Below are 23,710 nucleotides of genomic sequence, written 5' to 3' on the forward strand. Positions count from 1 at the left end.
ACTCACCCGACAACGATAACGAGACAACCCCATGCGCCGCTCCGATGTGCTGGAACTCCTGACGCTTGCTGCCCTCTGGGGCGGCTCCTTCCTATTCATGCGTGTTGCTGCGCCGCAGTTCGGACCGGTTGCGCTGATCGCGCTGCGCGTGGCCATCGCCTCGTGCTTCCTGGTGCCAGTGCTGACCTGGCGCGGAGGCATGGGTGCGCTGCGTGCGCACTGGCCGCATCTGCTGGCCGTTGGGGTACTGAACTCGGCCATTCCGTTCTGCCTGTTCGCCTATGCTGAGCTGACGCTCACGGCCGGCTTCACGTCGGTACTGAACGCCGCAGCGCCGCTGTTCGCAGCCATCGTTGCGTTTGCGTGGCTGGGCGAGCGCATCTCGTCGCTGCGTGTGCTGGGGCTGGCCATTGGCTTTGTCGGCGTGATCGTGCTGGTGGGTGGGTCGTCCGCCATCGATGCTACGCAGGGCGGCGTGGCGGTGGCAGCGGCGCTCTCAGCCACGGTGCTGTATGGCGTGGCCAGCAGCTACACCAAGCGCTTCCTGACCGGTGTGCCCCCGCTGGCTGTCGCCACCGGCAGCCAATTGGCGGCAACCATCGTGCTGGCACCACTGGCGGTGTGGCTATGGCCCGCGCATACGCCCACCGGCAGCGTGTGGCTGCACGTGATTGCCTTGGGCATTGCCTGCACAGGCATCGCCTACATCCTGTTCTTCCGCCTGGTGGCCCACGTGGGGCCGATGCGCGCGGTATCGGTCACCTTCCTGATCCCGGTGTTTGGCGTGCTGTGGGGCATCCTGTTCCTTGGCGAACAACTCACGCTCAACATGGTGTTGGGCTGCGCGGTGATCCTGCTTGGCACGTCGCTGTCGACTGGCGTACTGGCGCTGGGCAAAAAGGCGAGTACTGCCAACGAGAAGGATTCGCTTTCGCGTTCGGGCCGCTGATGATGTTCTTTTTGTGAAATCTCGCCCGCCCAGCCGGGCGAGATCAATCTGTTTGACCGGCGCGTGCGTTAGGGTGACGTTTCCTCACTAGAGAAGACGTCACCATGCCCCCTTCCCCAGAGCGCTACGCCCGCCCTTCCGTCGTCCTGCATTGGCTGATGTTCCTGCTGTTTGCGGGTGCGCTGGCGGCCATCGAATACAAGGGCACGCTGCCCAAGGGCTCCGCCGGTCGCGCACTGTTCACCTCCATCCACATGATGCTGGGACAGTGCATCCTGCTCTTCGCCTGCGTACGCGTCTGGGCGCGCTGGCGTTACACCGCGCCGGCAAACATCGGCGCAGCCTGGCAGATCGCCAGCGCCAAACTGGTGCACTGGGTGCTGTACGCCATCATGTTTGCCATGCCCATCAGCGGCATCCTGTTCGTGCAGGCCGCCGGCAAGGACGTCACCTTCCTCACGTGGACGCTACCCCGATTTGTGGCAGAAAACCCCGATTTGAAGTCGACACTTAAATCGGCACATGAGTTTGTCGGCAATGCGGTGTATTTCATCGTTGGCCTTCACATTGTGGGGGCGCTTTGGCACCAATTCGTGCACCGCGACAAATTGCTGACACGAATGCGATAAATCCTCGCTTTGCAATAAATACCTTGCCATCCAGTCGTCATAGAAACTTCTTCCATGGCCTCAGCAAAGGTTCTACAGCCAGAACTTAAAAATTCTAAAAACTGAGATAGACGCCATAAACATCTAATTTTGCGCAATCGATCTTAACCATTCGATAATCCGATTTCAGAAAACTGCAACACCGAAATCGGGTTTTTCCGATTGTTGCGTAGATTTTCTTTGCTATGCTCGGGCCTCGGTCGAAGAGGGGCGTGCAAGGGAATCGCGCAATCGCATTTGCGCATGGCAATTCCCGGTGGCTGGCGGATCCTCCGCTACGCGGCCAACCGCGCACGCTCCAGTCAAATACGTTGGATACGCGCATGCTGGACGTCTACCTGAACAAGCATCTGATCGGTCAACTGTCGTGCGACCGCAGCGGTTGGGCGTTCGAATACGATTCGCGGTGGCGGACCTCCTCGCAGGGTTTTGACCTGAGCCCGCATCTGCCGCGCGCCGCAGGCAACATTGCCGATACGGCGAAGGCGCAGCCGGTACGTCACTTCTTTGAATATCTGCTGCCTGAGTCGGCACGCGTTGCCCCGAAGGCCGCGGCGGCCGCGCTGGAGCATCTCGCACAGGCTGCGCCGCATCTGGATGGCCCGCTATCGCTGGTGCCCACCGGCCTCAAGCCATGCAACGGCCGAGCAGATGGCCTGTCCGAGCGCGATCTGGTCCTGCAGTTCCAGCAAAGCGTTGGGCGCCCACGCCAGCCCACACCGCTGCGCGTGGCCGAGCCGCGCGCGCACTACGGCGTGAGTGCCGCGCCGGAATCCAGCGAGATCAGCCTGCCCTTCCTGGCCTCCAATGGCTTGCCGGTGTCGATGTGGCTGGGCCGCTTTGCCGCGCCAGCCAACGCTGCGCAATCCAGCCATTTTGTGCGATTGGATCTGGGCGAAGGCAGCAACCTGCCCTACGCCACCATCAACCACTGCTGGGCCACGCTGCTCGGCCGCAGCATCGGGCTGGAAACGCCCTTCCTCGGCCTGCGGCAGTTTCCGGAAACCGCCGCCGTCGTGCAGCGCCTGGATCGCACCCTGCGCTGCAAGAGCGACGACACCGCGCTCGTGCAAGCCCGCTATGTCGTGTCCGCTGTGCAGTTGCTCGGGCTCTCACCCGAGCATCGCTTCCTGCCGATCACCGTTGAGCAGGTCGCGCAATGCGCACGCATGTGCGCCGACCCGACAGCCGCCACGGCATCGCTGTTCCGCTGGATGGTGTTCTGCCTGCTGATCGGCGGGCGCAACGCCTCTGCCGGCACGCTGCATTTTCATATCGGCCCGGATGGCGTCCGCCTGGCCGCACACGATCACCTGTTCTGCGCCGCCGTCTACGCCAACGAGTGGGATGCCAATGCGCTGTCGCTCGACGGCGAACGCACCCCCGATGCGCAAGCCCGCTACGACGCCATCGATCAGGATGCCCTGCTGGCCCTGGCCGATCACCTCGGCTACGACGCGGCCCAGGCCCGGCGTGAACTCCTGCGCCTGATCAGCATGCTGGCGCCACAATCGTCGTTCGTGGCGACACATTTGTCGCAAGCACTGGGGCATTCGCCCACGCGCGCCGCAGAGATCGATTTCCTCGCACGCATCCATCGTCACGTATCGGAAACGGCCCGGCGGCTGGGTGGAAAAACAGCTGAAATCTGACGCGGGGCCGAAATCGGCCAACAGGCGATCGAACGGGCTATAGAACGGCAAGGCTGATCGTGCCGTAACGGGCGTAGCCGTGTGCGGCCAGCGTGTCCATCGCCTCGGCTTCAGCGCGGGCAAAGGTCAGCGCCAGCACATCGGGGCTGCCAGCCCCGGTGGCAAAGGCTTGATAGGCTTCGTAGGCGTCGCGCGGCGACACGCCGCTGCGCTCAAGCACCCGCTGCGCGGCTTCCAATGCCGCACGAATCGCCGTTTCACCGGGCGGGGCGTCGCGAAACGCAAGCTGTAGACAGGACGTCGGATTCATCCGCGTTTCGATCTCTGGAACGGCACACCCAACCCAGTCTAGGAAAACGCCTATCGAGTGCCAAGCGTGATGGCCCACACAGGCACGTTGCCGTCGACTTGGGGATACCCCGGGTGCGCACAGCGGCATCCCCCTGCATAATCGAATCGATTGACGAAGCAACGACTTTGCCCACTACGACATGCCAACAAGGAGATGCCCATGACCCACCGCCAGAAGCGCCTGAGACGGACAGCCCTCGCCTGGTTGATGGCCGGGACCGTACTGCCAGCCTTTGCGCAGATTCCGTTCAGCCCCGCCGGCAGTGCATCTGCGCCGGCACAGGCGTCGGTTGCTGCAGGTGGCGGAATCGACGTGGCGCAGATCAAGCCGGCGGTAGACGCCGCGGTCAATGCCGAATACGGCCAGCTCGACTCGCTCTACAAAGACATCCACGCACATCCGGAACTGGCCTTCCAGGAAACGCGCACGGCCGCCAAGCTGGCCGAAGAGATGCGCAAGATCGGCTTTGACGTGACGGAGCACGTGGGCAAGACCGGCGTGGTGGCGGTGTATCGCAATGGCCCGGGGCCGACGATCCTGGTGCGCACCGAGCTCGACGCGCTGCCGATGGAAGAGAAGACCGGCTTGCCCTACGCCAGCCACGTGCACACCAAATGGCGTGGCGAAGACGTGGGGGTGGCGCATAGCTGCGGGCACGACCTCCACATGGCATCGTGGGTGGGCACAGCCAAGACGCTGGTGTCGCTCAAGGACCGCTGGCACGGCACGCTGGTGTTCGTGGCGCAACCGGCCGAAGAAACCGTGTCGGGCGCGCAGAGCATGATCGACGATGGCTTCTTCAAGCGCTTCCCGAAACCGGACTATGCGTTTGCGCTGCACACCGGCCCAGGGCCGTACGGTTCGATCGTCTTCAACAGCGGCCCGATCACGTCCAACTCCGATGGGCTGGAGATCACCTTCAAGGGCCGCGGCGGCCACGGCTCCGCACCTGACAAGACCATCGACCCGGTGATGATGGCAGCGCGCTTCGTGGTGGACTTGCAAAGCGTGATCAGCCGTGAGAAAGACCCGCAAGAGTTTGGCGTGGTGAGCATCGGCGCCATCCAGGGCGGCAGCGCGGAGAACATCATCCCCGACAGCGTGCTGCTGCGAGGCACGATCCGCTCGTACAAGCCGGCGGTACGCCAGAAGATGCTCGACGGCATCCGCCGCACGGCCAAGGCGGTCACCGAGATGTCGGGTGCGCCGGACGCCGAGATCAAGATCACGGAGGGTGGCAAGGCCGTCAACAACGACCCGACCGTGGTGGCACGCACCGAGGCGATGTTCAAGACCGCCTTCGGTAACGACCGCGTGCTGCGCGTGCCGCCGATCACGGCCAGCGAAGATTTCTCGGCATTTGTTGACGCGGGCATTCCGTCGATGTTTTTCTTCATCGGCGTGAATGATCCGCAAACCTTCTTTGCCTCGCTCAAGCCGGGTGCCAAGCCGCTGCCGACCAACCACTCGCCGCTGTTTGCGCCGGTGCCGGAGCCTTCCATCAAGACGGGCGTGACGGCGATGTCGCTGGCGGTGCTCAATGCATTGCAGTGGAACAAGACCACCGGACCCGCGGCCGGACAATAATCGGCGAATCGCCAACGCAAGGCGCGGCGCCACGGCGGCCGCGCCTTTTTGCTTGTCTTTCAGATGGGGACTTTCATGCTTAACCGCTTCATCCGCACCAGCGCATTCGTGCTGTGCGCCGCCTTGGCTGTGCCTGCCCTGGCCCAAACCACGCAAGCCGCCAACCGCCTCGACGAGATCATTGCCCGCGGTACGTTGCGCGTGGGCACCACCGGCGACTACAAGCCCTTCAGCTACAAGAACCCCGCCGACGGCCACTTCATCGGCCTGGACGTGGAGATGGGCGAGCGCCTGGCCCGCGCGCTCGGCGTGAAGCTGGAGGTGGTACCAACCACGTGGTCGACCCTGATGCAGGACTTTGCGGCGGACCGCTACGACATCGCCATGAGCGGCGTATCGGTGACGCTGGATCGTCAGAAGAAAGCGTTCTACTCGATCCCGTATCAGCGCGACGGCAAGACGCCGATCACGCGCTGCGAGAACCAGGCCAAGTTCCAAACGCTGGCGCAGATCGACCAGCCGAACGTGCGCGCCATCGTCAACCCGGGCGGTACCAACGAGAAGTTCGCGCGCGCGAATCTGAAGCAGGCGCAGATCCGCGTGTATCCGGACAACGTGACGATCTTCAACGAGATCGTTGCCGGCCGTGCGGACCTGATGATGACCGACGCGGTGGAAACCAAGCTGCAGCAGAAGCTACACCCGGAACTGTGCGCCGTGCACCCAGAGGCGCCGTTTGATTTCTCGGAGAAGGCCTACCTGCTGCCGCGCGACGTGGTGTTCAAGAACTTCGTCGACCAATGGCTGCGGCAGACCATGGAAAGCGGAGAGTTTGCCAAGCGCTTTGATGCGTGGCTGACCTACCCGTGGAACGCGCCGGTCGCCAAGTAAGCCAAGTCCCGCCGGCTCCGGCGCGCTACGCCTCAACCGCACGCCGGGCCGCACGCTGCATCAGCACGATGAGGCAGACGCCATTGAGCACAGCGCCCATCAGCCAAACCGTGCCGGACCAGAACTGCGCGGTGGCCGCATAGACTGCGGTTGCTGCCAGCGGCCCGATCATGGCGGCGACACTGGCCATGCTGGCCAACGCGCCCTGCAGTTCGCCCTGCTCGTGCTCACTCACCTGGCGCGACAACATCGCCTGCATGGCGGGCATGCCGATCTCGGCCATACACAGCAGCACCATGGTCGGGTAGACCATCCAGCCGGCGCTGATCCACGCCATTGCTGCAAAGCCGGCCATGTCCATCATCACGCTCAACACTACGGCGCGGCGCTCACCCACGGCGCGTGCAATCGGCCCGGTCAAGAACGCCTGCGACAGCGCATGCATCAATCCGTAGGCGGCCAGTGACAGGCCGGCCGCACGCGTGTCCCAGCCGAAGCGCGCTTCACCGTGGATCACCCATAGCGTCTGCGGAATCTGCCCGACGATCTCGATGATGGCCAGCACGATCAGGAAAGGCAGCAGCGTCGGCACACGCGCCATGCGCCGCAGAGACTGCACCGGCAGCAACGTGCGCCAGGCAAACGGCGCGCGCTCGGTACGGCGCGATTCCGGCAGCGCCACGCATGCGATCAGGAAATTGACGCCGTTGAGCACCGCCGCCAGCAGAAACGGCGCGCGCAGCCACCAGTCACCCAGCAGGCCGCCCAGTGCGGGCCCGGCGATGAAGCCCAGACCAAAGCACGCATTCATCAGCCCATAACGGCGTGCGCGGTCCGCCGGTGCGGTGATGTCGGCGATATAGGCCGTGCCCACGGCGTAGTTGGCCCCCGTGATGCCCGCCACCACACGCCCCAGGTACAACACCCACGCATGCGGCGACAGCGCCATCACCAGATAGTCGATTGCCGCGCCTGCCAACGACACCAGCAGCACCGGCCGGCGCCCGAACCGATCCGCCAGCGCCCCCAGGATCGGCGCGAACAGGAACTGCATGGCCGCATAGGCGGCGATCAGCAGGCCGAATTCGAATGCGATGTCACCGGTGTGATCGAGCTCGCGCAGCAGGCTCGGCAGGATGGGCATGATGAGCCCGACGCCCATGGCATCGAGCGCCAACGTGGAAAGAATGACGGCAAAGGCAGGCATGCGAACACGCCGCAGGCCCAGGCGGGCGGCGGCGCATGAGGAAAGAAAGTCGCGATGATGCGCCCAAGCGGTGGCGCTGTGCAGCGGGTACGGCGGGTGCGCAAGGCAAGCGCAAGCTTGCCGGCGGGTTCAGCGTCCGCTCAGGTCAGTGCAGGTTGGCGGGGAGGCCGTGCTGCAGGGCGAGTGCGTCGCGCAGCAGCGCATCGGTCATGTCACGGCCCAGCAGTGCAGGGTCGAAGCGCGCAGAAAAGCGCGTCGAGCACGACTCCACCTGCAGCACGACCTGACCCGGCGGCAGCAGTTCAATGTCGACGTGGATGTCCTCGTCGTCTTCAGTAAAGGAATGCAGCAGGGTGAGCGCGCGATAGCCGTCGGCACGTTCCACCGCGGCTTCCGTCCAAGACGGCGCCAGCAGCGCGCAATCGACCAGCGTTTCGGGCTCGTCCGGACGATACAGGTGCAGGCCCATCATGGTGGATGCAGCATCGGCCACGCCCGACCACTCGGCGGCAGGAATCAGATCGCCCAGCAGGCGGACGTCGTCGACAGCGGTATCCGTCTGCACAAAGGCAGCGCCCAGGAAGAACGCGGTCTCATCACGAAACCCGCCCGCCGCCGTGTTGCGCCACAGGCGGTGGCTGCTCTTGCTGCCCAACGCCACCTGCGACAGCACCTTGGCCGCGCGCGCGCCGTCGGCGCCAGACCATTGCTCCACCGCGCCATGCGAGAACAGGCGATCGGCCATCACCAAGCCCACGCCCTCGGGCAGCACACGCGCCTCCAGCCACCGGGCGAGCACATGCACACCACTGAACGGCATCTCCGGGCGCCCGATCGCATGCGCGCGCACGCGGCCGTTTTCCGGCACGTGAAACGGCATGGCAAACAGCCTCGCCTGGTAGGCAACGCCGTCAATCTCGAAACGGGCGATGGACGCAGTGGTGATGGTCATGATGGTCTTCCTTGCAGCAGGGGCGGAAAGCGTCGCCCCTCACCTGCTTCAACGACCGTTCGCGTGGAATGTTTAGTGGCGTACCGCCTTACTGGAGGGAGGGGGAATCCCCAGGTCTGTAATGCGACGCAACAATCTGTCGCACCCTTGGACGGAATTTTTTGCTGGATGCCACCGTCAGATGTTCGCTGTAAGGGTTATCCCGCATCTCATATTCATGTGTCATATCAATGACTTATGTGCAGATTGCGGTGCCTGAGGGGTCACAATTGTTCGTGTTTTTTGAACAAAGAGTTTAAGAGAACTGCTTTTTACCCGCCCAAGCAACGACTAAGCTTATGCCATCGCGTTACTGCACTGCAGCGAATCTGCCCTGTAGCAATGCTCACCCCCCTGTTGTGGAGTCCATTATGAAGACCAAGAACCTGCTTATCGCCTCGCTGATCGCTATTGCTGCTGTGCCCGCTTTCGCAGCCGGCGTGCAGAGCAAAGACCCGTACACCAATGGCCAAGCCGTGACCAAGGGCGACCCGTACACCGATGGTGCCCGCAAGGCTGACCCGTACACCGACGGCGCACTGCGCAAGGCCGATCCGTACACCGATGGCGCCCTGCGCAAGGCAGACCCGTACACCGATGGCGCCCTGGCCGGCAAGCGCGACCCGTTCACCGACGGTCTGTAAGCACATCTGCATCACCCCTGATTCATCTCCCTCCCCGATGCCGGGCGCCCAAGCGGCGCCGGTGCCGGTTTGCTGAGGCGGCCCTTTCCGGCCGCCTTATTTTTTGCCGCGCCGTTACCGGCGACAGCATGCGTGTGGCGCCATCTTTGCTGCGCCACGCATACATAGCAAGGCGTGTTCGCCACACCGCCTCGCCTCACGCGGTCGTACCCGGTATTACCGGGCTTTCCCCCCCTCAAGCCGCGCCCGCTACGTCCGATAAGATGAATGGCAACCATTGGCACAGCAGCGCCCCCTTGCGCCCGCTGCATAGGACGTGCCCTGCCAAGGCATCCGATTGTCTAGACACCAACATGCGCAAGCGCATCGCCATCGAACACCTGCGGGTGGGAATGTATCTGGAGGAATTTGTCGGCTCGTGGCTGGACCACCCGTTCTGGCGGGCCCGCTTTCGCGTTGAAGATTCCGCCCAGTTGCAACGCCTGCGTGCCAGCGGCATCCGAGAAGTCTGGATCGATACCGCGCGCGGCACCGATGTGGCAGCAGCCAACGCTGCGCCACCCGCACCACCCAGCCCGCCGTCCGCACAGCCGGACGCCGGCATCATGCCGCGCCCGATCACCTACGCGGAGGAGATGCGCCGCGCCGGACGACTGATCAGCAAGGCAGAAGTTGCCGTCAAGGCGATGTTCTCCGACGCCCGCATGGGCCGCACCATCGAGGCGCGCGACGCGTTGCCCCTGGTCGAGGCGATCTCCGGCTCGGTCGACCGCCACCCGAGCGCGCTGATCAGCCTCGCGCGCCTGAAGACGAAAGATCGCTATACGTTTCTGCATTCCGTGGCCGTGTGCGCACTGATGGTGTCGCTCGGCCGCCAGCTCGGCCTGTCCGATGATGAAGTCCGTGACGCGGGCCTGGCCGGCCTGCTGCACGACATCGGCAAGATCGCCATTCCGCCCGAGGTGCTGAACAAACCGGGCGCGCTCACCGCCGATGAGTTCCGTACCGTGATCGTTCATCCGCAGGCCGGGCACGACATCCTGGTGGGCGACACCCAGATGCGCGATATCGCGCTGGACGTCTGCCTGCACCACCACGAGCGCATGGACGGCACGGGCTATCCGCACAAGCTGGCCGGCGAGGGCATCTCGTTGTTTGCGCGCATGGGCGCCATCTGCGATGTGTATGACGCGGTCACCTCCGACCGCCCCTACAAGAAGGCATGGGAGGCTGCCTACGCGATCCAGCGCATGGTCGAATGGCGCGGCAACCATTTCGACCCGATGGTGTTCAACGCCTTCGTCAAAAGCGTGGGCATCTATCCGGTGGGCTCACTGGTGCGATTGCGCTCGGGCAGGCTGGCTGTGGTCATGCAACACACGCCGGGCGCGTTGCTCACGCCCACGGTCAAGGTATTCTTCTCCATATCGTCGGGCACGCGGATTGCGCCCGAGCTCATCGACCTGGCGCACACCGGCGACCAGATCGTTTCACGAGAAGAACCCAGCGACTGGGGCCTGACCGACCTCAACGAACTTTGGATACACGGCGACTGACCTGTAGTTTTCCCCTCCGGCGTTGCCTCGTGTGGCTCGCGTTGGGCTGGCTGGCGTACAGCGCATCGGCGATTGCAGAGCCTGCGCTGCGCATCGGCTCCAAGCGCTTCACCGAGTCGTACGTACTGGGCGAAATCCTGACGCAAACCGCCGGCCAAGTCGGCCCCGCCGAACACGTACCCGGCCTGGGCAACACCGCCATCGTCTTCGCGGCGCTCCAGAACGGCAGCATTGACGCCTACCCCGACTACCTCGGCACCATCGCCGCCGAGATCCTCCACCTGCCGCAGGCACAAGCTGCCAACCCAGATCAGACCGCACTGCTGGCCGACGTGAACCGTGCGCTTGGCCCCATGGGCCTGGCTGCGGGCGTGCCGCTCGGTTTTGAAGATACCTACGCACTCGCCATGCGCGAGGCCGATGCCGAACGCGAGCACATCCGCACGCTCGCCGATCTGGCGACCCACCCGGCGCTGCGCCTCGGCCTGTCGCACGAATTTCTCGGCCGCACCGACGGCTGGCCGGCCATCGCAGCACACTACGCGCTGCCACAACATCCAACCGGCCTCGACCATGGCGTTGCCTATGACGCGCTGCGTGCCAGGCAAATCGACGTGATCGACATCTACTCCACCGACGCCAAGATCCGCCGCGAGCATCTGCGCGTGCTCGACGACACCGCGCACGTCTTCCCGCGCTACGACGCGGTGCTGCTCTACCGCAGCGACGTTGCGCAGAAACACGCGGCGCAATGGCAGGCCATCTCGGCACTCACCGGCCGTATCCAGCGAGACGACATGGTGGCGATGAACGCAGCGGTCGAGCTGGAGGGCCAATCGTTCTCGCAGGTCGCGCGCCAGTTTGTCGCCGGGCAGCACAATGCGCCGGCCGCCACGCCGGCCCGGGCGTTCTTCGCACAACTGACCGATGGCCTGTGGCGATTGACGCAACGGCACCTCATGCTGGTCGGCATCTCAACGGGCGTTGCGGTATTGCTTGGCGTGCCGCTGGGTCTGGCTGCCGCACGGCAGCGGATCAAGCAGCCGATCCTTGCCGTGGTGGGCGTGCTGCAGACGATTCCATCGCTGGCGCTGCTGGCCATGTTGATCCCCATTGTCGGGTCGATCGGCGTGGTGCCGGCGCTGATCGCACTGGCGCTGTATGCGCTGCTGCCCATCGTGCGCAACACCATCGTCGGCCTGGAACAGGTGCCCGATGGCCTGCGTGATGCGGCACTGGCACTCGGTTTCACGCCCGCGCAGCGCACGCGCGTGGTGGATCTGCCGCTGGCGCTACCGGTCATCCTGGCCGGCATCAAGACGGCCGCCGTCATCAGCGTGGGCACCGCGACCATCGCCGCGTTCATCGGCGCAGGCGGCTATGGTGAGCGCATTGCGACCGGGCTTGCACTCAACGACAGCGCAACGCTGCTGGCTGGCGCCATCCCTGCTGCCATCCTGGCGCTGCTCGTGCAGGGGGTATTCGAGGTCATCGAATGGCAGCTGCGCCGGCATGGGGGCACCCCCCCCAATCGGTAGCAAGCGCGAGCGCGGACGTTCCATTACCATGCGCGGACCATTCGATCGCTCGCCTCCCCGCTCATGTCCACGCTTTCGCTCTCCACCGCCCTGCTCGTTGCAGCGGCCGGCGTCTATGCCGGTGCGCAGAATGCCATAGCCGGCGGCGGATCGTTCATCACATTTCCGGCGTTGCTGTTGGCGGGGCTCAACCCGCTGGCCGCCAACATGACCTCGACGATCGCGCTGTTCCCCAGCCAGATCACCACGTCGGTAGCCGGGCGCAAACTGGCTGGTGGCGTGGATGCCGGCGAGCACCACCTCTCGCTCAAGACGCTCATCATCATCAGCCTGATTGGCGGCGTGCTCGGCGCGCTGTTGCTGCTGGCGACGCCGCCGTCATTCTTCGCCAAGCTGGTGCCGTACCTTGTGCTGTTTGCCACCAGCGTGTTTGCGTGGGGAAGCTTCCGGCGCAAGCCGCTGCATGCCGCCACCGGCCTGTCGAGCACGACGTTGGCGACGATCCAGTTTGCGATTGCCATCTACGGCGGCTACTTCGGCGGCGGGATCGGGTTTCTGATGCTGGCGGCACTCACCGTAGCAGGACAGCAGGTACGCATGGCGGTGGCCACCAAGAACGTGCTCGCCATGACGATGAACGCGTCTGCGGTGGCGGTGTTTGCCTTCTCGCCGCAGGTGAACTGGCTGGCGGTGCTGGCCCTGGGCATTGGCGGCATCGCGGGCGGGTTTGCAGGGGCGTGGCTGCTGCACCGGTTGCCGGAGAAGGTGCTGCGCGGCTTTGTGGTGGTGGTTGGGGTTGTGTTGACGGTTTGGTTGTTTGTGCGTGCTTGAGCCTTGATTTTGGACTGGGTGGTCCACCTCCCTTTCGTTCCCTGCCGGGACCGACTCACTTTCTTTGTCTTGCCAAAGAAAGTAAGCAAAGAAAGGCGCGCCCGATGCGGCGAAAGACTCCTTGAATTTCCGTGACCGTGCGGGGAAGGAGGCAAACTCGCTACGCTCAAACAAGCCTCCTTCCTTTTTCCGCCCGCTCACAAAAATTCAAGGCGCCGCATAGGGCAGGGAAAGTCAAAGGCAAAAAGACAAACCATCTGGATGCCAGCCAGAACGACAAAGGCCAACCTCGCGAGGGGTTGGCCTTTTTCTTTTGACGTTAGGCCCTTGATGGCGCCTTGGATTTTTGTGAGCGGGCGGAAAAAAGATGGGGAACTGTCTGAGCGAAGCGAGTTTTCCCCATCTCCGCCCGGTTACAAAAATCCAAGGGGAAGTCGCCATCTCGGGCGCGCCTTTCTTTTGCTTACTTTTCTTTGGCAAGACAAAGAAAAGTGAGTCAGCCCCGGCAGGGGATGAAACAAGGGATGGACCACCCCCCCCAAAAAAAACAGGGAACGCACCACAAAGGCCCATTCCCTGCTGCACCAGAACTCACACCAAACCAATCAAACAATACCCGTCGCGTAAAACACAGCAATCACGAAGAACACAGCCAGCGTCTTGATGATCGTGACGCAAAACACATCGCGATACGCCTCGCGGTGCGTAAGCCCGGTCACGGCCAGCAGCGTGATGACGGCGCCGTTATGCGGCAGCGTGTCCATGCCACCCGAGGCCATCGCCGCCACGCGGTGCAGTACCTCCATCGGAATGCCCGTCGCCTGCGCAGCCTGCACGAACTGATCCGCCATCGCCGCCAGTGCAATGCTCATGCCGCCCGACGCAGACCCAGTGATACCCGCCAGCGTGCTCACCGTCACCGCTTCGTTGACGAGCGGGTTCGGAATCGCGCGCAGCCCGTCGGCCAGCACCAGGAAGCCCGGCAGCGCGGCAATCACGCCCCCAAAGCCGTATTCCGATGCAGTGTTCATTGCAGCCAGCAGGGCGCCGGACACGGCCGACTTGCTGCCTTCTGCAAAGCGGCCCTTTACGGCGCGGAAGCCGAATACCAACACCACGATGATGCCGATCAGCAATGCGGCCTCCACGGCCCAGATCGCGGTCAGCTTGTCAGCCTCGACCGTCAGCGGCTTGGGCAGGCCCGGCAGCGCAACGGTGACGACCTTGCCGTACCACGTCGGAATCCAGCGCGTGAACAGCAGGTTCATCACGCCCACCAGCACCAGCGGCGACAGCGCAATCAGCGGATGCGCCAGCGTGCCGGTTTCGGCCGTTTCCGGCTCGTTCACCAGCTTGGTGAGGCCATGGTCATAACCGTGGCCATTGCGCAGTGCTACGCGGCGGCGCCACTCCAGATAGGCCATGCCCACCACGATGATGAACAGCGCACCGATCGTGCCGAGCCACGGCGCGGCCCACGAGGTCGTGTGGAAAAACGTGGTCGGGATGATGTTCTGGATCTGCGGCGTGCCCGGCAGTGAATCCATCGTGAACGAGAACGCGCCCAGCGCGATCGTGCCCGGGATCAAGCGCTTGGGGATATTGCCCTGGCGGAACATCTCCGCCGCAAACGGGTACACCGCAAACACCACAACGAACAGCGATACACCACCGTACGTCAGCAGCGCACAAACCAGCACGATGGACAGCATCGCACGCTTGGCACCCACCACGCGGATGACCGACGCCACGATCGAGCGCGAAAAGCCAGACAGCTCGATCACCTTGCCGAACACGGCGCCGAGCAGGAACACCGGGAAATACAGTTTGACGAAGCCGACCATCTTCTCCATGAAGATGCCGGAGAACACCGGTGCCACGGCCGAAGGGTCCGTCAGGAGCACCGCGCCCAAGGCGGCCAGCGGTGCAAACAGGATGACGCTATAGCCACGGTATGCGGCGAACATCAGAAATGCCAGCGCAGCCAGCACGATGATGACGGACATGAACAATCTCCTCGCATTCTTCTTTTTTGAACCTGCCCGATCCGCAGCAAACGACACCGGAAACAGGTTCTTGGGAGCGAAGGATTGTATGTCGCAATGCAGCAGATTCCGTTACGCAATCACGCGTATTGAACTGTCGGCAGAACTGGCGTTGCGCCGCGCCAGACGTGCGTCTTCGTGAGACAGATGTGACAGATCAGTGACGATGGCCCCAGCCGCCACGTCCCCAGCCCCGGCCGCCCCAGCCGCGATGGCAGCCCCAGCATCCGCCGCCGCCAATCCACACGCTGCCAAACACGGGGGCTGGATAGAACGCAGGACCATAGTAGTAGTAAGGGTCGTACGGGTAGGCCGGGTAGGCCGGGTATGAGGCGACCGGTACCGGCGCAACCGCCGCCGGGGCAATCGGATTGCCATAGGCGTCGTAGTACGGCGCGACCACGCAGCCGCTCAGCAGGGCCGCTGCGCACACGGCCAGCGCACCGGGCAGGATGGCACTCAGCCGGGCGCGTTGCGATGTCGGGTCCATGATGTGCTCCGTCAGATGCATGTGCATATGCATTGGACAGCGTTTGGCCCATTCGATTCCAAGGACTTCTGATACTGGCGCTGCCAATCGCTGCTGAATCACTTACCATGGCCGCTTCGCTGCTGCGCGGGGGAGCTCGGGGGAGAAAGCGCGGCGGACGATATCCACACATATATTGGAGGACACATCCATGCAAGCCACCGAAGCCACGACTGCGCCCGCCCAGGGCAATCGTGCACCGGCCCAGGCCATCTCCGCAGCTACCCGACGCAAGGCCATCATTGCCGCCACCATCGGCAACGGCCTCGAGTGGTTCGACTTCACGGTCTACAGCTTCTTTGCCGTCATCATCGCCAGGCTGTTCTTTCCCACCGGCAATGACTTCACCTCGTTCATGCTGACGGTCGCCACGTTTGGCGTGGGCTTCTTCATGCGGCCGGTCGGCGCCGTGGTGCTCGGCGTCTACGCCGACCGCGTGGGTCGCAAGGCAGCGCTCACGCTCACCATCATGCTGATGGCGCTGGGCACGGCCATCATCGGGCTGGCACCGACGTATTCGCAAATCGGCATCGGCGCGCCGATTCTGATCGTGATCGCACGGCTCATCCAGGGCTTCTCTGCCGGCGGTGAAGTCGGCGGTGCCACGGCCTTCCTGATCGAGTATTCGCCGGACGAGCGCCGCGGCTACTTCGCCAGCTGGCAGCAGGCAAGCCAGGGCATTTCGTTCATCCTCGGTGCAGCCATGGGTGCGATCGTCACCAACGGCCTGTCGCCCGAGCAGATCGACGCCTGGGGCTGGCGCATTCCGTTCTTGTTCGGCCTGCTGATCGGCCCGGTCGGCATGTACATCCGTTCGCACCTGCACGAGCCGCCCGCATTTGAAGAGCAGAAGACCAAGGCCGCGAAGGAGTCGCGCCTCGCGCCGCTCTCGCAGGTGCTGCGCGACCATCCGCGTGAAGTGCTCGGCGGCCTGGGGGTGACCATCCTCTGGACGGTCTGCACGTACACGCTGGTGTTCTACATGCCGACGTACGCCAAGCAGCAACTCGGCCTGCCGCTGGGTGCAACGTTCCAGTCGACGGCACTGTGCGGCGCGATCATCTTCGTGCTGTGCCCGATCATGGGTACGCTGTCTGACCGCATCGGGCGCAAGCGCATGCTGGGCACCGTGGCACTCATCATCGCTGCCGCTGCGTATCCGCTCTTCCACTGGCTGAACGTCAACCCGACCGTGCAGACGCTGCTGCAGGTGCAGGTGATCCTGGGTGTGCTGCTGGCAGCGTTCACCGGCCCGGCACCGGCCGTACTGGCTGAGCAGTTCCCGACGGCGGTGCGCTCCACCGGCCTGTCCATTTCGTACAATCTGGCGGTGACGATCTTCGGCGGCTTTGCTCCGCTGATCGTGACGTGGTTGATCGCCAGCACGGGCAGCAAGCTGGCGCCGTCGTATTACGTGATGGTCGCGGCCATCATCAGCGTGTGTGCACTGTCGCTGATGCACGATCGCACAGGCAAGCCGATCGAGAAGTAAGCAACGGAAATCACTCGACTCGGCAACGGCCGGTGGCTCAACCCACCGGCCGTTCGTCTTTTGCGGCCAGCAATGCGCCGTTCTCCAACACACGCACGCCGGGTGCATCCACACGTGCGGCGCTCACCAGCGCCGCCGCCACCGACTCCGCCGGCACGGGCCGCCACGCGGTCGGCACCATCCATCCGATTGCGTGCGACAGATTTTGCGCAATGCGTTCGCCGAAGCGGAATTCGCTGCGCTTGCCGAGCAACAGCGATGGCCGCACGATCGTGACCGATGGAAAGCCGATCGACAGGATGTCCGCTTCCACCTCACCCTTGCACCGATTGTAAAAAACACCCGAGCGCACATCGGCGCCCAGCGCGCTGACCAGCAAGAAATGATGCGCCCCGGCTGCGAACGCGCGCCGCGCCAGTTCCGCCGGATACTCAACATCAACGCGCCGGAATGCCGCCTGCGAACCGGCCTGCCGAATGGTCGTGCCCAGCGCGCAAATCACGATATTTGCAGCCAAGGCGGCGCGCGCTTCGGGTGCATCCAACCGATCGAAATCGACCACGCGTTCACGCAACCTGCCGGGCATTGCCTGCCCTGCTGTCAAGGCCCCTTGGCGGCGCACCAACGCCGTTACGCTACCGGCCCAGGTCTGGGCGACCAAGCGGCGCACCACCGCGCGGCCCACCAATCCGTTGGCGCCAGCGACAAGCACGGCTGGTCCGCGTGGCTGTTCGGCGGCATCGCCATCGCCCGCGAAGCCTTGTGCGACAGGCGTTTGCGAACTCGACATGATGTTCTCCATAAGGTTTGCATGGGCTGCGAATACACAGTGTACGGCGGCTTTCGCACCAATTTCCGGTGCCGGGCTTGCGCGCTTTCGGTGCATTCCGGGTGCGAGCAAGGCTGACGGAAATGCAAACAAACCCCGTCGATATCAGGTGTTTCCCGTATGCCCGCCCCGCAAACGTAGACGGGACAAGTGTCGGTTACGAGCAACGGCCCGCAAAGCCTTGCAGGGAGGGGATGTGCAACCCTGCGCAACGGTGATATAAAACGGGTCGCAGTACAACGCTGTCCAACAAACCTGATGTGGGGAACTGACATGACGACCAAATCCGAACTCGTAGCCGCCATTGCAAAAGACGCAGAACTGAGCAACGCCGCCGCCGAGCGCGCGCTGAACTCCGCGCTGGAAAACATCAAGAAGACCGTCGCCAAGGGCGGCACCATCACGCTGGTTGGCTTCGGTTCGTTCTCGTCGGGCAAGCGTGCTGCACGCACCGGCCGCAACCCGCGCACCGGCGAAGCCATCAAGATCCCGGCAACCAAGACCGTGAAGTTCACGGCTGGCAAGGGCTTCAAGGACGCCGTGAACAAGAAGAAGTAAGAGTCTTCTGCCGCGCTCTACGGAGCCGGGAGACTTGCAAGGGACCCTGTTGGGTCCCTTTTCTTTTGCCTGCTTTTTGCCTGCGCGAAAAGATCAGGCGACTGGCCAGAGCGCCACCAGATAGCCGACTGACCCAACTCGCGCGACCAGCGTATCGTTGCCCGACGGCGCATCCAACCACACCGCCGCACCTTGCGACAGCGACACATCCGCGCCATCGAGCGACAGCGCGCCATGCACGCAATAGACCACCCACTGCATGCGTGCGCGCGTAGTCGGCAGCGACCGGCGTTCACCGGCGGCCAGCGTGATCGGCTCGGCGTGATGCACCCAGGTGTCGCGGCGCGTCATCACGTTGAAGTCTGACAACGGCGCATCCACTGTCGCGTGAATGTCCACTTCGCCCGGAAAGCGCACGGGGGCCTCGCCCGGTGCGAGCGAGATGACGTTGCCGTCTGCGCGGTGCATCGTCAGCCGACCACCCGCGATCACAGCCAGCGAGCGGTCAAACCCGGTAAAACGCGAGAACGGCCCTGCAGCATCGACCTGCGCAGTGCTGATGCGCCAGTCGAAGTTGTCGAGCGTGGCACCTTCGGGTGCGATGGCGATTTCGGTGGTGACGCCGCCGCCGTTCTTCCACGGCATGCGGCGCATTGCGTCTGCAGGAATCAGCTTCATTGGCGGCGCAGCAGGTGATACGCCAGGCGCGCTGCCACACGCACGGTGCGGCGGTCCTGGTCGTATTCAGGGTTGGTCTCGGCGATGTCCGCTACGCGCACCTTGCCCGTGGCGCACACATGCTGCACGAGCGCTTCGAGCACTGGCAGCGTGATGCCATATGCGGCGGGCGCGGACACACCGGGTGCGACTGCGGCGGCCAGCACGTCCATGTCGATGGTCAAGTAGACGTGATCGACATCGGCCAGCCACGTATCCAGATCGGCCATGCGCGCGTCGAGGTGGCGCTCCTGCACGTCGGTGTCTTCCGCATAGTGCGCATGCAGCGCATCGGCACGATCGAACAGTGCAGGCGTGTTGGACAAGCGGCTCACGCCCAGACAGCAATACGTCAGGTCGATACCGTGCGCTGCACAGTCTTCAGCAATCTGGTCGAACGGCGTGCCGGAGTTGCCAGGGCGGCTCGTGCGCAGATCGAAATGCGCATCAAAGTTGACGATGGCCAGGCGCCCGCACCAGCCCTGTTGCTGCCAATGCTTGCGCAGGCCCTGGTACGTGCCAAACGCAACCTCGTGGCCACCACCCAGCACCACCGGACGCGCGCCGGCATCGAGCAGGCCGGAGACAGCCTCACCGAGCGCGGTCTGCGCGCGTTCGAGATCGCCGTCGTCGCAGGTCACATCACCGGCATCGGCCAGGCGCGCGAGGCCGTGTGCCGGCACATTGGCCAGCGCGCGGCGAATCTCGCGCGGCCCCTGCGCCGCACCGGCGCGCCCGTGATTGCGCACCACGCCTGCATCGCAGGCAAAGCCGAGCACGGCAGCCACGCCCGACAAGTTCATCGCACCGGCAGGCTGTGCGATCTGGAACAGGCGCGTCACGTCGCCGCGCTCGCCGCTGTCCTGTCGACCCTGCCAGATGGAAGCATCGAACATCATGGTCATGAACGCGTGAGCACCGCTTGCAGGAACGATCGCGTACGCGCTTCCTTGGGCTCGCCAAAGATGACCGACGGCGGTCCGGCCTCGACGATGCCGCCACCATCCATCACCACCACCACGTCGGCCACTTCTCGCGCAAAGCCCATCTCGTGCGTGACGACCAGCATCGTCATGCCTTCCTTGGCGAGCAGCTTCATCACCTGCAACACCTCGCCGACGAGTTCCGGGTCCAGTGCAGACGTCGGCTCATCAAACAGCATCACCTTCGGCCGCATCGCCAGCGCACGGGCAATCGCCACACGCTGCTTCTGGCCACCGGAGAGGCTCGCTGGCATCGCATCAGCCTTGTGTGCCAGGCCCACCTTCTGCAGCAGCTCGCGCGCTTCGGCTTCTGCTTCGCTCTTCGACTTGTTGCGCAGCATGCGCGGGCCGATGGTGACGTTGTGCAGCACCGAAAGGTGCGGAAACAGGTTGAACGACTGGAACACCATGCCGACCTGCTGGCGCAGGTGGTTCAGGTCGTTCTCGGGCAGCATCGTGCCGTTGTCGATCAGCCGCTTGCCGCAGATGTCGATGGTGCCGCCTTCGGGCACTTCCAGCCCGTTGCAGCAGCGCAGGAAGGTGCTCTTGCCCGAGCCGCTTGGGCCGATCACCACCACCACCTGCGAGGCGTCGACCTCGAAGTCGATGCCCTTGAGCACGGTGTGATCGCCGTACGATTTGGTCAGGCCGCGGATCTGGATCATCGGCACATCCAGTGCGGATTTGAGCGTTTGCGGATTTGCGTTTGCCATGTTCATTGCACCATGCCTCCCGCACGGATGTTGCGTTCAAGCCGATGCAGCAAATAGCTCGCGGCGCTGGTGAGCACCAGATACACCAGTGCAATCGCCAGGTACACCTCCAGCGAGCGGTACGACACGCTGATGATCTTCTGCCCTTCGTGCATCAGGTCGTGAATAGTCAGCAGCGACACCAGCGCCGAGTTCTTGATCAGTGCAATGAACTCGTTGCCCAGCGGCGGGATCATCCGCACTACGGCCTGCGGCAGGATGATGGCGCGCATCGACTGCGCCGACGACATGCCGATCGAGCGCGCCGCTTCCATCTGCCCACGATCGACCGACTGGATCGCACCGCGCACGATTTCCGACACATAGGCGCCCGAATACACGCCCAGCCCCAGCACGCCGCACACGAAGGCCGGCAGCAGGATGTCGAACTGCGGCAGCCCGAAGAACAGCAGGAAGAGCTGCACCAGCAGCGGTGTGCCACGGATGAACGTCACGTACACCGTGCAGATGCCGTAGACAAAACGCCGGCGCGGGTTCAGCCGACCGATGCCGACCAGCAGGCCCAGCACACAGCCGAGCATCAACGCGACAGCCGTCACCTCCACAGTGACCAGCGCACCGTGGAGGATGTCCGTCCATCCCGCCCAGACAGGAGAAAAATCCAATTCCATCAGCGTGTCCGTTTGTCGTTACTTGGCAGCAGCGCCAAACCACTTCTTGAGGATCTGGTCGTACGTGCCGTCGGCCTTGATCTTCTCCAGCGCAGCATTCAGCGCCTTGGTGAGTTCAGGCTGATCGCGACGCACGGCGATGCCGTATTCCTCGGTCGTCAGCGCCGGCTCGACGATGCGCAGGCCCGGGCGTGCCTTGACGTAGTACGCGGCAGCCGGGCGGCCCGTGACCGCAGCGTCAGCGCGGCCGATCTCGACCAGGTTGAACATCTCGTTGTTCTTCTCGACTTCCACGCGATCGACCTTCGGGTAGTTCTCGCGCAGGTAGTTGACCGACTTGGTGCCCACCTGCACGCTCACCTTCTTGCCGTTCAGGTCGGCCGGCGTCTTGACCGTCGTGTTGCCCTGCTTGACCAGTGCAACCAGACCACCGTGGTAGTACGGCACCGTGAAGTCCACGACCTTCTTGCGCTCCTCGGTGATGTAGATGCCCGAGATGGCCACGTCGAAGCGGCGCGAGATCAGGCCCGGCACGAGGCCCTTGAAGTCGATGTCGGTCCACTCGACCGGGCGGCCCATGGTGCGGGCCAGCGCCTCGATCAGGTCCACATCAAAGCCGGTGCGCTTGCCGTTCTCGACAAACTCCATCGGCGCGAAGGTGGCATCGGTGGCCACGCGCAGCGGTTCGCCCGCAGCGTGCGCAGCAGTAGCGAAGGACGCCGCAGCGGACAACGCCACGGCACAAGCCAGCATAAAACGACGGCGATTCCCCATGAGTGGTCTCCTAATGTGCATGTGGGGTGGAAAAAACAATTCGGGCGACTTGAAGAATTCGAAGATTCAACTGTCCTGCAGCCGCGCCGAAATGGACGCAGCGGCAGCAACGGTCATGTCGATCAGGCGCTGCTCCTTGCCGCGCACACGCGTGGCAGGCGCCATCAACGTAATGGAGCCGAGCGCGTGGCCGGGCATCCGGAACACCGGTGCACTCACGCCCCAGACGCCGGGGTCGACTTCACCTTCGGACAGCGCGTAGCCCGCGGCGCGAATGTCGGTAAGTTCGGTTTGCAGTTGCGCTTGCTGGTCCGTATCGATGGCCAGCAAGTCAGCGAGGATGGCGCGCGCTGCTGTCGGCGGCATGAACGCGAGCAACGATTTTGCCGAGGCGCCGGCCAGCAGTGGCACACCGCGCCCCTTCTCGAACGAGCAGCGCAGCGACTGCTGGCTCTCGACCATTTCCAGACAGACAGCCTGGTCCTTGACGGCCACCACCAGCCCGACCGATTCACCCGACTCGGCGACGAGCTTGGCCATGCCGATGCGCGCTTCCTGCACGAGGTGCGACGCGTGGTCGAAGCCAAGTGCGAGCTGCAGACTGATCGGACCCGGCGCGTAGGTGCCGGACGATTCGAGCACGAAGCCCCAGCGCTTGAGCATCGCCACTTGGCGGTACAGCGTGCTCTGCGGCAGGCCGGTCAGCTCAACCAGTTCACGCGCCGCGACCGGCCGGCCGTAGCGTGCGATGGTGGCGAGCACCATCAGCACACGGTCCGCACCGGCGGTGGGTTGTGCTGCAAGTTGTGGGGAACCGGGCTCGGCCATCGCAAAAGCTCCGTGGCGTGGAATGCAACGGAGAATGCGACGGTTTTCTCAAATCATCAACGCGCAATTCCCGTTGGATGAGAAAAGCACGCAAATTCAGTACTTACACCTAGGACGTCTCGGTCACATTCCAGCTGTCTTCGTCCAAGCGTGCTTCCAGGAACGCGACGACAGCGTGGGCGGATGCCTCGCTGCGGCACGTGGCCAGCGCGGCGTACAAGGGCGCGGCCAGGCCGTTGAGAAAATCGAGCGGCGCTTCCGGCCCCTCGGCAAGGTAGCGCTGCAACGCCGAGAACGCACCCGCCTGGCTCAGGCGCCAGTCGGCAATCGAGGCCTGCCGCACATGGCGCGTTGCCACCTGCGTGGTGACCACCGGCTTGGGCGGCGCCTTGGGCTTCGGTGCCACCTTAACGGGCGCACGTCCGACCACGTAGCCGTCGGCAGCCAGGCGCATGAGATCTTCCATGTCCGGGCCGGCGCTGCTCAACTGCGCCAGGATCTCCGCGGCTGACCGCTCGCCGTTGACCAGCAGCAGGATCGCGCGCTGGCGATGCGTGACATGCCCACTGCGCGTCTGCAGCTCCTGCGTGCCGCGCTCGGTGCGCGACAGGATATGGCTCAGGTCCATCGTTCCCCTCCCTTTTTTTATGTGTCTGTTCGATGAAGGGTCAGTCTAGAAAAACGCGGCGCAGCGCGGACCGTTTG

Annotated in this window: 24 protein-coding genes; 11 read left to right on the plus strand and 13 right to left on the minus strand. The window is 63.9% G+C overall.

Annotated features, from left to right (window positions below):
* The first annotated feature begins 31 nt into the window (after positions 1-31).
* The 3 genes from JHD73_RS04900 to JHD73_RS04910 all read left to right on the plus strand — a co-directional run bounded on the left by JHD73_RS04900 (position 32) and on the right by JHD73_RS04910 (position 3,269).
* Positions 32-949 carry a DMT family transporter gene (locus JHD73_RS04900; protein ID WP_199028364.1) on the plus strand — a complete coding sequence of 306 codons (918 nt, stop codon included), beginning with the start codon at positions 32-34 and terminating at the stop codon, positions 947-949.
* A 104-nt stretch (positions 950-1,053) separates the two neighbouring features.
* Positions 1,054-1,578 carry a cytochrome b gene (locus tag JHD73_RS04905; protein WP_199028366.1) on the plus strand — a complete coding sequence of 175 codons (525 nt, stop codon included), beginning with the start codon at positions 1,054-1,056 and terminating at the stop codon, positions 1,576-1,578.
* 362 nt (positions 1,579-1,940) lie between these two features.
* A complete protein-coding gene (locus JHD73_RS04910) occupies positions 1,941-3,269 on the plus strand; it encodes a HipA N-terminal domain-containing protein (protein WP_199028368.1) in 1,329 nt (442 codons plus the stop codon).
* Between the two features lie 37 nt (positions 3,270-3,306).
* Here JHD73_RS04910 and JHD73_RS04915 read toward each other — a convergent pair whose 3' ends face one another.
* Entirely contained in the window at positions 3,307-3,579 is a 273-nt protein-coding gene (locus JHD73_RS04915; protein ID WP_199028370.1) for a hypothetical protein, read from the minus strand.
* Between the two features lie 201 nt (positions 3,580-3,780).
* Between JHD73_RS04915 and JHD73_RS04920 the strand changes: the two genes are divergently transcribed.
* Both JHD73_RS04920 and JHD73_RS04925 read left to right on the plus strand, forming a co-directional pair.
* Positions 3,781-5,208, plus strand: coding sequence for a M20 family metallopeptidase (locus JHD73_RS04920; RefSeq protein ID WP_199028372.1), 1,428 nt, complete (start codon positions 3,781-3,783; stop codon positions 5,206-5,208).
* A 75-nt stretch (positions 5,209-5,283) separates the two neighbouring features.
* Positions 5,284-6,099 carry a transporter substrate-binding domain-containing protein gene (locus tag JHD73_RS04925; RefSeq protein WP_199028374.1) on the plus strand — a complete coding sequence of 272 codons (816 nt, stop codon included), beginning with the start codon at positions 5,284-5,286 and terminating at the stop codon, positions 6,097-6,099.
* Between the two features lie 25 nt (positions 6,100-6,124).
* On the opposite strand, the gene tet is transcribed toward JHD73_RS04925, so the two are convergent.
* Positions 6,125-7,306 (minus strand): Tet(A)/Tet(B)/Tet(C) family tetracycline efflux MFS transporter, encoded by a 1,182-nt coding sequence (tet, locus tag JHD73_RS04930; protein ID WP_199028376.1) that lies wholly within the window; start codon positions 7,304-7,306, stop codon positions 6,125-6,127.
* Positions 7,307-7,451: 145 nt separating this feature from the next.
* A complete protein-coding gene (locus tag JHD73_RS04935) occupies positions 7,452-8,258 on the minus strand; it encodes a hypothetical protein (protein WP_199028377.1) in 807 nt (268 codons plus the stop codon).
* A gap of 410 nt (positions 8,259-8,668) precedes the next feature.
* On the opposite strand from JHD73_RS04935, the gene JHD73_RS04940 reads away from it, so the two are divergent.
* The 4 genes from JHD73_RS04940 to JHD73_RS04955 all read left to right on the plus strand — a co-directional run bounded on the left by JHD73_RS04940 (position 8,669) and on the right by JHD73_RS04955 (position 12,866).
* Positions 8,669-8,941: a hypothetical protein gene (locus tag JHD73_RS04940; protein WP_199028379.1), complete on the plus strand. Its 273-nt coding sequence runs from the start codon at positions 8,669-8,671 to the stop codon at positions 8,939-8,941.
* A 353-nt stretch (positions 8,942-9,294) separates the two neighbouring features.
* Complete coding sequence (locus JHD73_RS04945) at positions 9,295-10,497, plus strand: HD-GYP domain-containing protein (protein ID WP_199028381.1); 1,203 nt, start codon at positions 9,295-9,297, stop codon at positions 10,495-10,497.
* Positions 10,479-12,035 (plus strand): glycine betaine ABC transporter substrate-binding protein, encoded by a 1,557-nt coding sequence (locus JHD73_RS04950; protein WP_199028383.1) that lies wholly within the window; start codon positions 10,479-10,481, stop codon positions 12,033-12,035. The genes JHD73_RS04945 and JHD73_RS04950 overlap by 19 nt, the downstream gene beginning before the upstream one ends.
* A 63-nt stretch (positions 12,036-12,098) precedes the next feature.
* Positions 12,099-12,866: a TSUP family transporter gene (locus JHD73_RS04955; RefSeq protein WP_199028385.1), complete on the plus strand. Its 768-nt coding sequence runs from the start codon at positions 12,099-12,101 to the stop codon at positions 12,864-12,866.
* A gap of 605 nt (positions 12,867-13,471) precedes the next feature.
* Here JHD73_RS04955 and JHD73_RS04960 read toward each other — a convergent pair.
* Together JHD73_RS04960 and JHD73_RS04965 are read right to left on the minus strand one after the other, a co-directional pair.
* On the minus strand, positions 13,472-14,872 hold the full coding sequence (locus JHD73_RS04960) for a GntP family permease (RefSeq protein ID WP_199028387.1): 1,401 nt from the start codon (positions 14,870-14,872) through the stop codon (positions 13,472-13,474).
* 196 nt (positions 14,873-15,068) lie between these two features.
* Positions 15,069-15,401, minus strand: coding sequence for a hypothetical protein (locus JHD73_RS04965; RefSeq protein ID WP_199028389.1), 333 nt, complete (start codon positions 15,399-15,401; stop codon positions 15,069-15,071).
* Positions 15,402-15,591: 190 nt separating this feature from the next.
* Between JHD73_RS04965 and JHD73_RS04970 the strand changes: the two genes are divergently transcribed.
* Positions 15,592-16,932 carry an MFS transporter gene (locus JHD73_RS04970; RefSeq protein WP_199028391.1) on the plus strand — a complete coding sequence of 447 codons (1,341 nt, stop codon included), beginning with the start codon at positions 15,592-15,594 and terminating at the stop codon, positions 16,930-16,932.
* A gap of 37 nt (positions 16,933-16,969) precedes the next feature.
* Here the strand turns inward: JHD73_RS04970 and JHD73_RS04975 are convergent, their stop codons facing one another.
* Entirely contained in the window at positions 16,970-17,722 is a 753-nt protein-coding gene (locus JHD73_RS04975; protein WP_199028393.1) for an oxidoreductase, read from the minus strand.
* Between the two features lie 312 nt (positions 17,723-18,034).
* On the opposite strand from JHD73_RS04975, the gene JHD73_RS04980 reads away from it, so the two are divergent.
* Positions 18,035-18,319 (plus strand): HU family DNA-binding protein, encoded by a 285-nt coding sequence (locus JHD73_RS04980; protein ID WP_003272088.1) that lies wholly within the window; start codon positions 18,035-18,037, stop codon positions 18,317-18,319.
* Between the two features lie 93 nt (positions 18,320-18,412).
* Here the strand turns inward: JHD73_RS04980 and JHD73_RS04985 are convergent, their stop codons facing one another.
* The 7 genes from JHD73_RS04985 to JHD73_RS05015 all read right to left on the minus strand — a co-directional run bounded on the left by JHD73_RS04985 (position 18,413) and on the right by JHD73_RS05015 (position 23,633).
* Positions 18,413-18,997, minus strand: coding sequence for a HutD family protein (locus tag JHD73_RS04985; protein WP_199028395.1), 585 nt, complete (start codon positions 18,995-18,997; stop codon positions 18,413-18,415).
* Entirely contained in the window at positions 18,994-19,941 is a 948-nt protein-coding gene (hutG, locus tag JHD73_RS04990; RefSeq protein WP_199028397.1) for a formimidoylglutamase, read from the minus strand. The genes JHD73_RS04985 and hutG overlap by 4 nt, the downstream gene beginning before the upstream one ends.
* Positions 19,938-20,738 (minus strand): amino acid ABC transporter ATP-binding protein, encoded by an 801-nt coding sequence (locus JHD73_RS04995; RefSeq protein ID WP_269848263.1) that lies wholly within the window; start codon positions 20,736-20,738, stop codon positions 19,938-19,940. Before JHD73_RS04995 ends, hutG begins: the two co-directional genes overlap by 4 nt.
* Complete coding sequence (locus JHD73_RS05000; RefSeq protein ID WP_048934972.1) at positions 20,735-21,403, minus strand: amino acid ABC transporter permease; 669 nt, start codon at positions 21,401-21,403, stop codon at positions 20,735-20,737. Before JHD73_RS05000 ends, JHD73_RS04995 begins: the two co-directional genes overlap by 4 nt.
* An 18-nt stretch (positions 21,404-21,421) precedes the next feature.
* Positions 21,422-22,177, minus strand: a complete 756-nt coding sequence (locus JHD73_RS05005) for a glutamine ABC transporter substrate-binding protein (protein WP_199028399.1) — start codon at positions 22,175-22,177, stop codon at positions 21,422-21,424.
* Positions 22,178-22,243: 66 nt separating this feature from the next.
* On the minus strand, positions 22,244-23,005 hold the full coding sequence (locus tag JHD73_RS05010; RefSeq protein ID WP_199028401.1) for an IclR family transcriptional regulator: 762 nt from the start codon (positions 23,003-23,005) through the stop codon (positions 22,244-22,246).
* Positions 23,006-23,114: 109 nt separating this feature from the next.
* Positions 23,115-23,633, minus strand: coding sequence for a hypothetical protein (locus tag JHD73_RS05015; RefSeq protein WP_199028403.1), 519 nt, complete (start codon positions 23,631-23,633; stop codon positions 23,115-23,117).
* Between the last annotated feature and the right edge of the window lie 77 nt (positions 23,634-23,710).

Source organism: Ralstonia sp. ASV6 (assembly GCF_016429285.1).
GTDB classification, from domain to species: Bacteria; Pseudomonadota; Gammaproteobacteria; order Burkholderiales; family Burkholderiaceae; genus Ralstonia; species Ralstonia flaminis.

Coding starts and splice junctions, on each gene's coding strand:
- JHD73_RS04900 (WP_199028364.1), top strand. CDS start 32: ATGCGCCGCTCCGATGTGCTGGAACTCCTGACGCTTGCTGCCCTCTGG.
- JHD73_RS04905 (WP_199028366.1), top strand. CDS start 1,054: ATGCCCCCTTCCCCAGAGCGCTACGCCCGCCCTTCCGTCGTCCTGCAT.
- JHD73_RS04910 (WP_199028368.1), top strand. CDS start 1,941: ATGCTGGACGTCTACCTGAACAAGCATCTGATCGGTCAACTGTCGTGC.
- JHD73_RS04915 (WP_199028370.1), bottom strand. CDS start 3,579: ATGAATCCGACGTCCTGTCTACAGCTTGCGTTTCGCGACGCCCCGCCC.
- JHD73_RS04920 (WP_199028372.1), top strand. CDS start 3,781: ATGACCCACCGCCAGAAGCGCCTGAGACGGACAGCCCTCGCCTGGTTG.
- JHD73_RS04925 (WP_199028374.1), top strand. CDS start 5,284: ATGCTTAACCGCTTCATCCGCACCAGCGCATTCGTGCTGTGCGCCGCC.
- tet (WP_199028376.1), bottom strand. CDS start 7,306: ATGCCTGCCTTTGCCGTCATTCTTTCCACGTTGGCGCTCGATGCCATG.
- JHD73_RS04935 (WP_199028377.1), bottom strand. CDS start 8,258: ATGACCATCACCACTGCGTCCATCGCCCGTTTCGAGATTGACGGCGTT.
- JHD73_RS04940 (WP_199028379.1), top strand. CDS start 8,669: ATGAAGACCAAGAACCTGCTTATCGCCTCGCTGATCGCTATTGCTGCT.
- JHD73_RS04945 (WP_199028381.1), top strand. CDS start 9,295: ATGCGCAAGCGCATCGCCATCGAACACCTGCGGGTGGGAATGTATCTG.
- JHD73_RS04955 (WP_199028385.1), top strand. CDS start 12,099: ATGTCCACGCTTTCGCTCTCCACCGCCCTGCTCGTTGCAGCGGCCGGC.
- JHD73_RS04960 (WP_199028387.1), bottom strand. CDS start 14,872: ATGTCCGTCATCATCGTGCTGGCTGCGCTGGCATTTCTGATGTTCGCC.
- JHD73_RS04965 (WP_199028389.1), bottom strand. CDS start 15,401: ATGGACCCGACATCGCAACGCGCCCGGCTGAGTGCCATCCTGCCCGGT.
- JHD73_RS04970 (WP_199028391.1), top strand. CDS start 15,592: ATGCAAGCCACCGAAGCCACGACTGCGCCCGCCCAGGGCAATCGTGCA.
- JHD73_RS04975 (WP_199028393.1), bottom strand. CDS start 17,722: ATGTCGAGTTCGCAAACGCCTGTCGCACAAGGCTTCGCGGGCGATGGC.
- JHD73_RS04980 (WP_003272088.1), top strand. CDS start 18,035: ATGACGACCAAATCCGAACTCGTAGCCGCCATTGCAAAAGACGCAGAA.
- JHD73_RS04985 (WP_199028395.1), bottom strand. CDS start 18,997: ATGAAGCTGATTCCTGCAGACGCAATGCGCCGCATGCCGTGGAAGAAC.
- hutG (WP_199028397.1), bottom strand. CDS start 19,941: ATGACCATGATGTTCGATGCTTCCATCTGGCAGGGTCGACAGGACAGC.
- JHD73_RS04995 (WP_269848263.1), bottom strand. CDS start 20,738: ATGAACATGGCAAACGCAAATCCGCAAACGCTCAAATCCGCACTGGAT.
- JHD73_RS05000 (WP_048934972.1), bottom strand. CDS start 21,403: ATGGAATTGGATTTTTCTCCTGTCTGGGCGGGATGGACGGACATCCTC.
- JHD73_RS05005 (WP_199028399.1), bottom strand. CDS start 22,177: ATGGGGAATCGCCGTCGTTTTATGCTGGCTTGTGCCGTGGCGTTGTCC.
- JHD73_RS05010 (WP_199028401.1), bottom strand. CDS start 23,005: ATGGCCGAGCCCGGTTCCCCACAACTTGCAGCACAACCCACCGCCGGT.
- JHD73_RS05015 (WP_199028403.1), bottom strand. CDS start 23,633: ATGGACCTGAGCCATATCCTGTCGCGCACCGAGCGCGGCACGCAGGAG.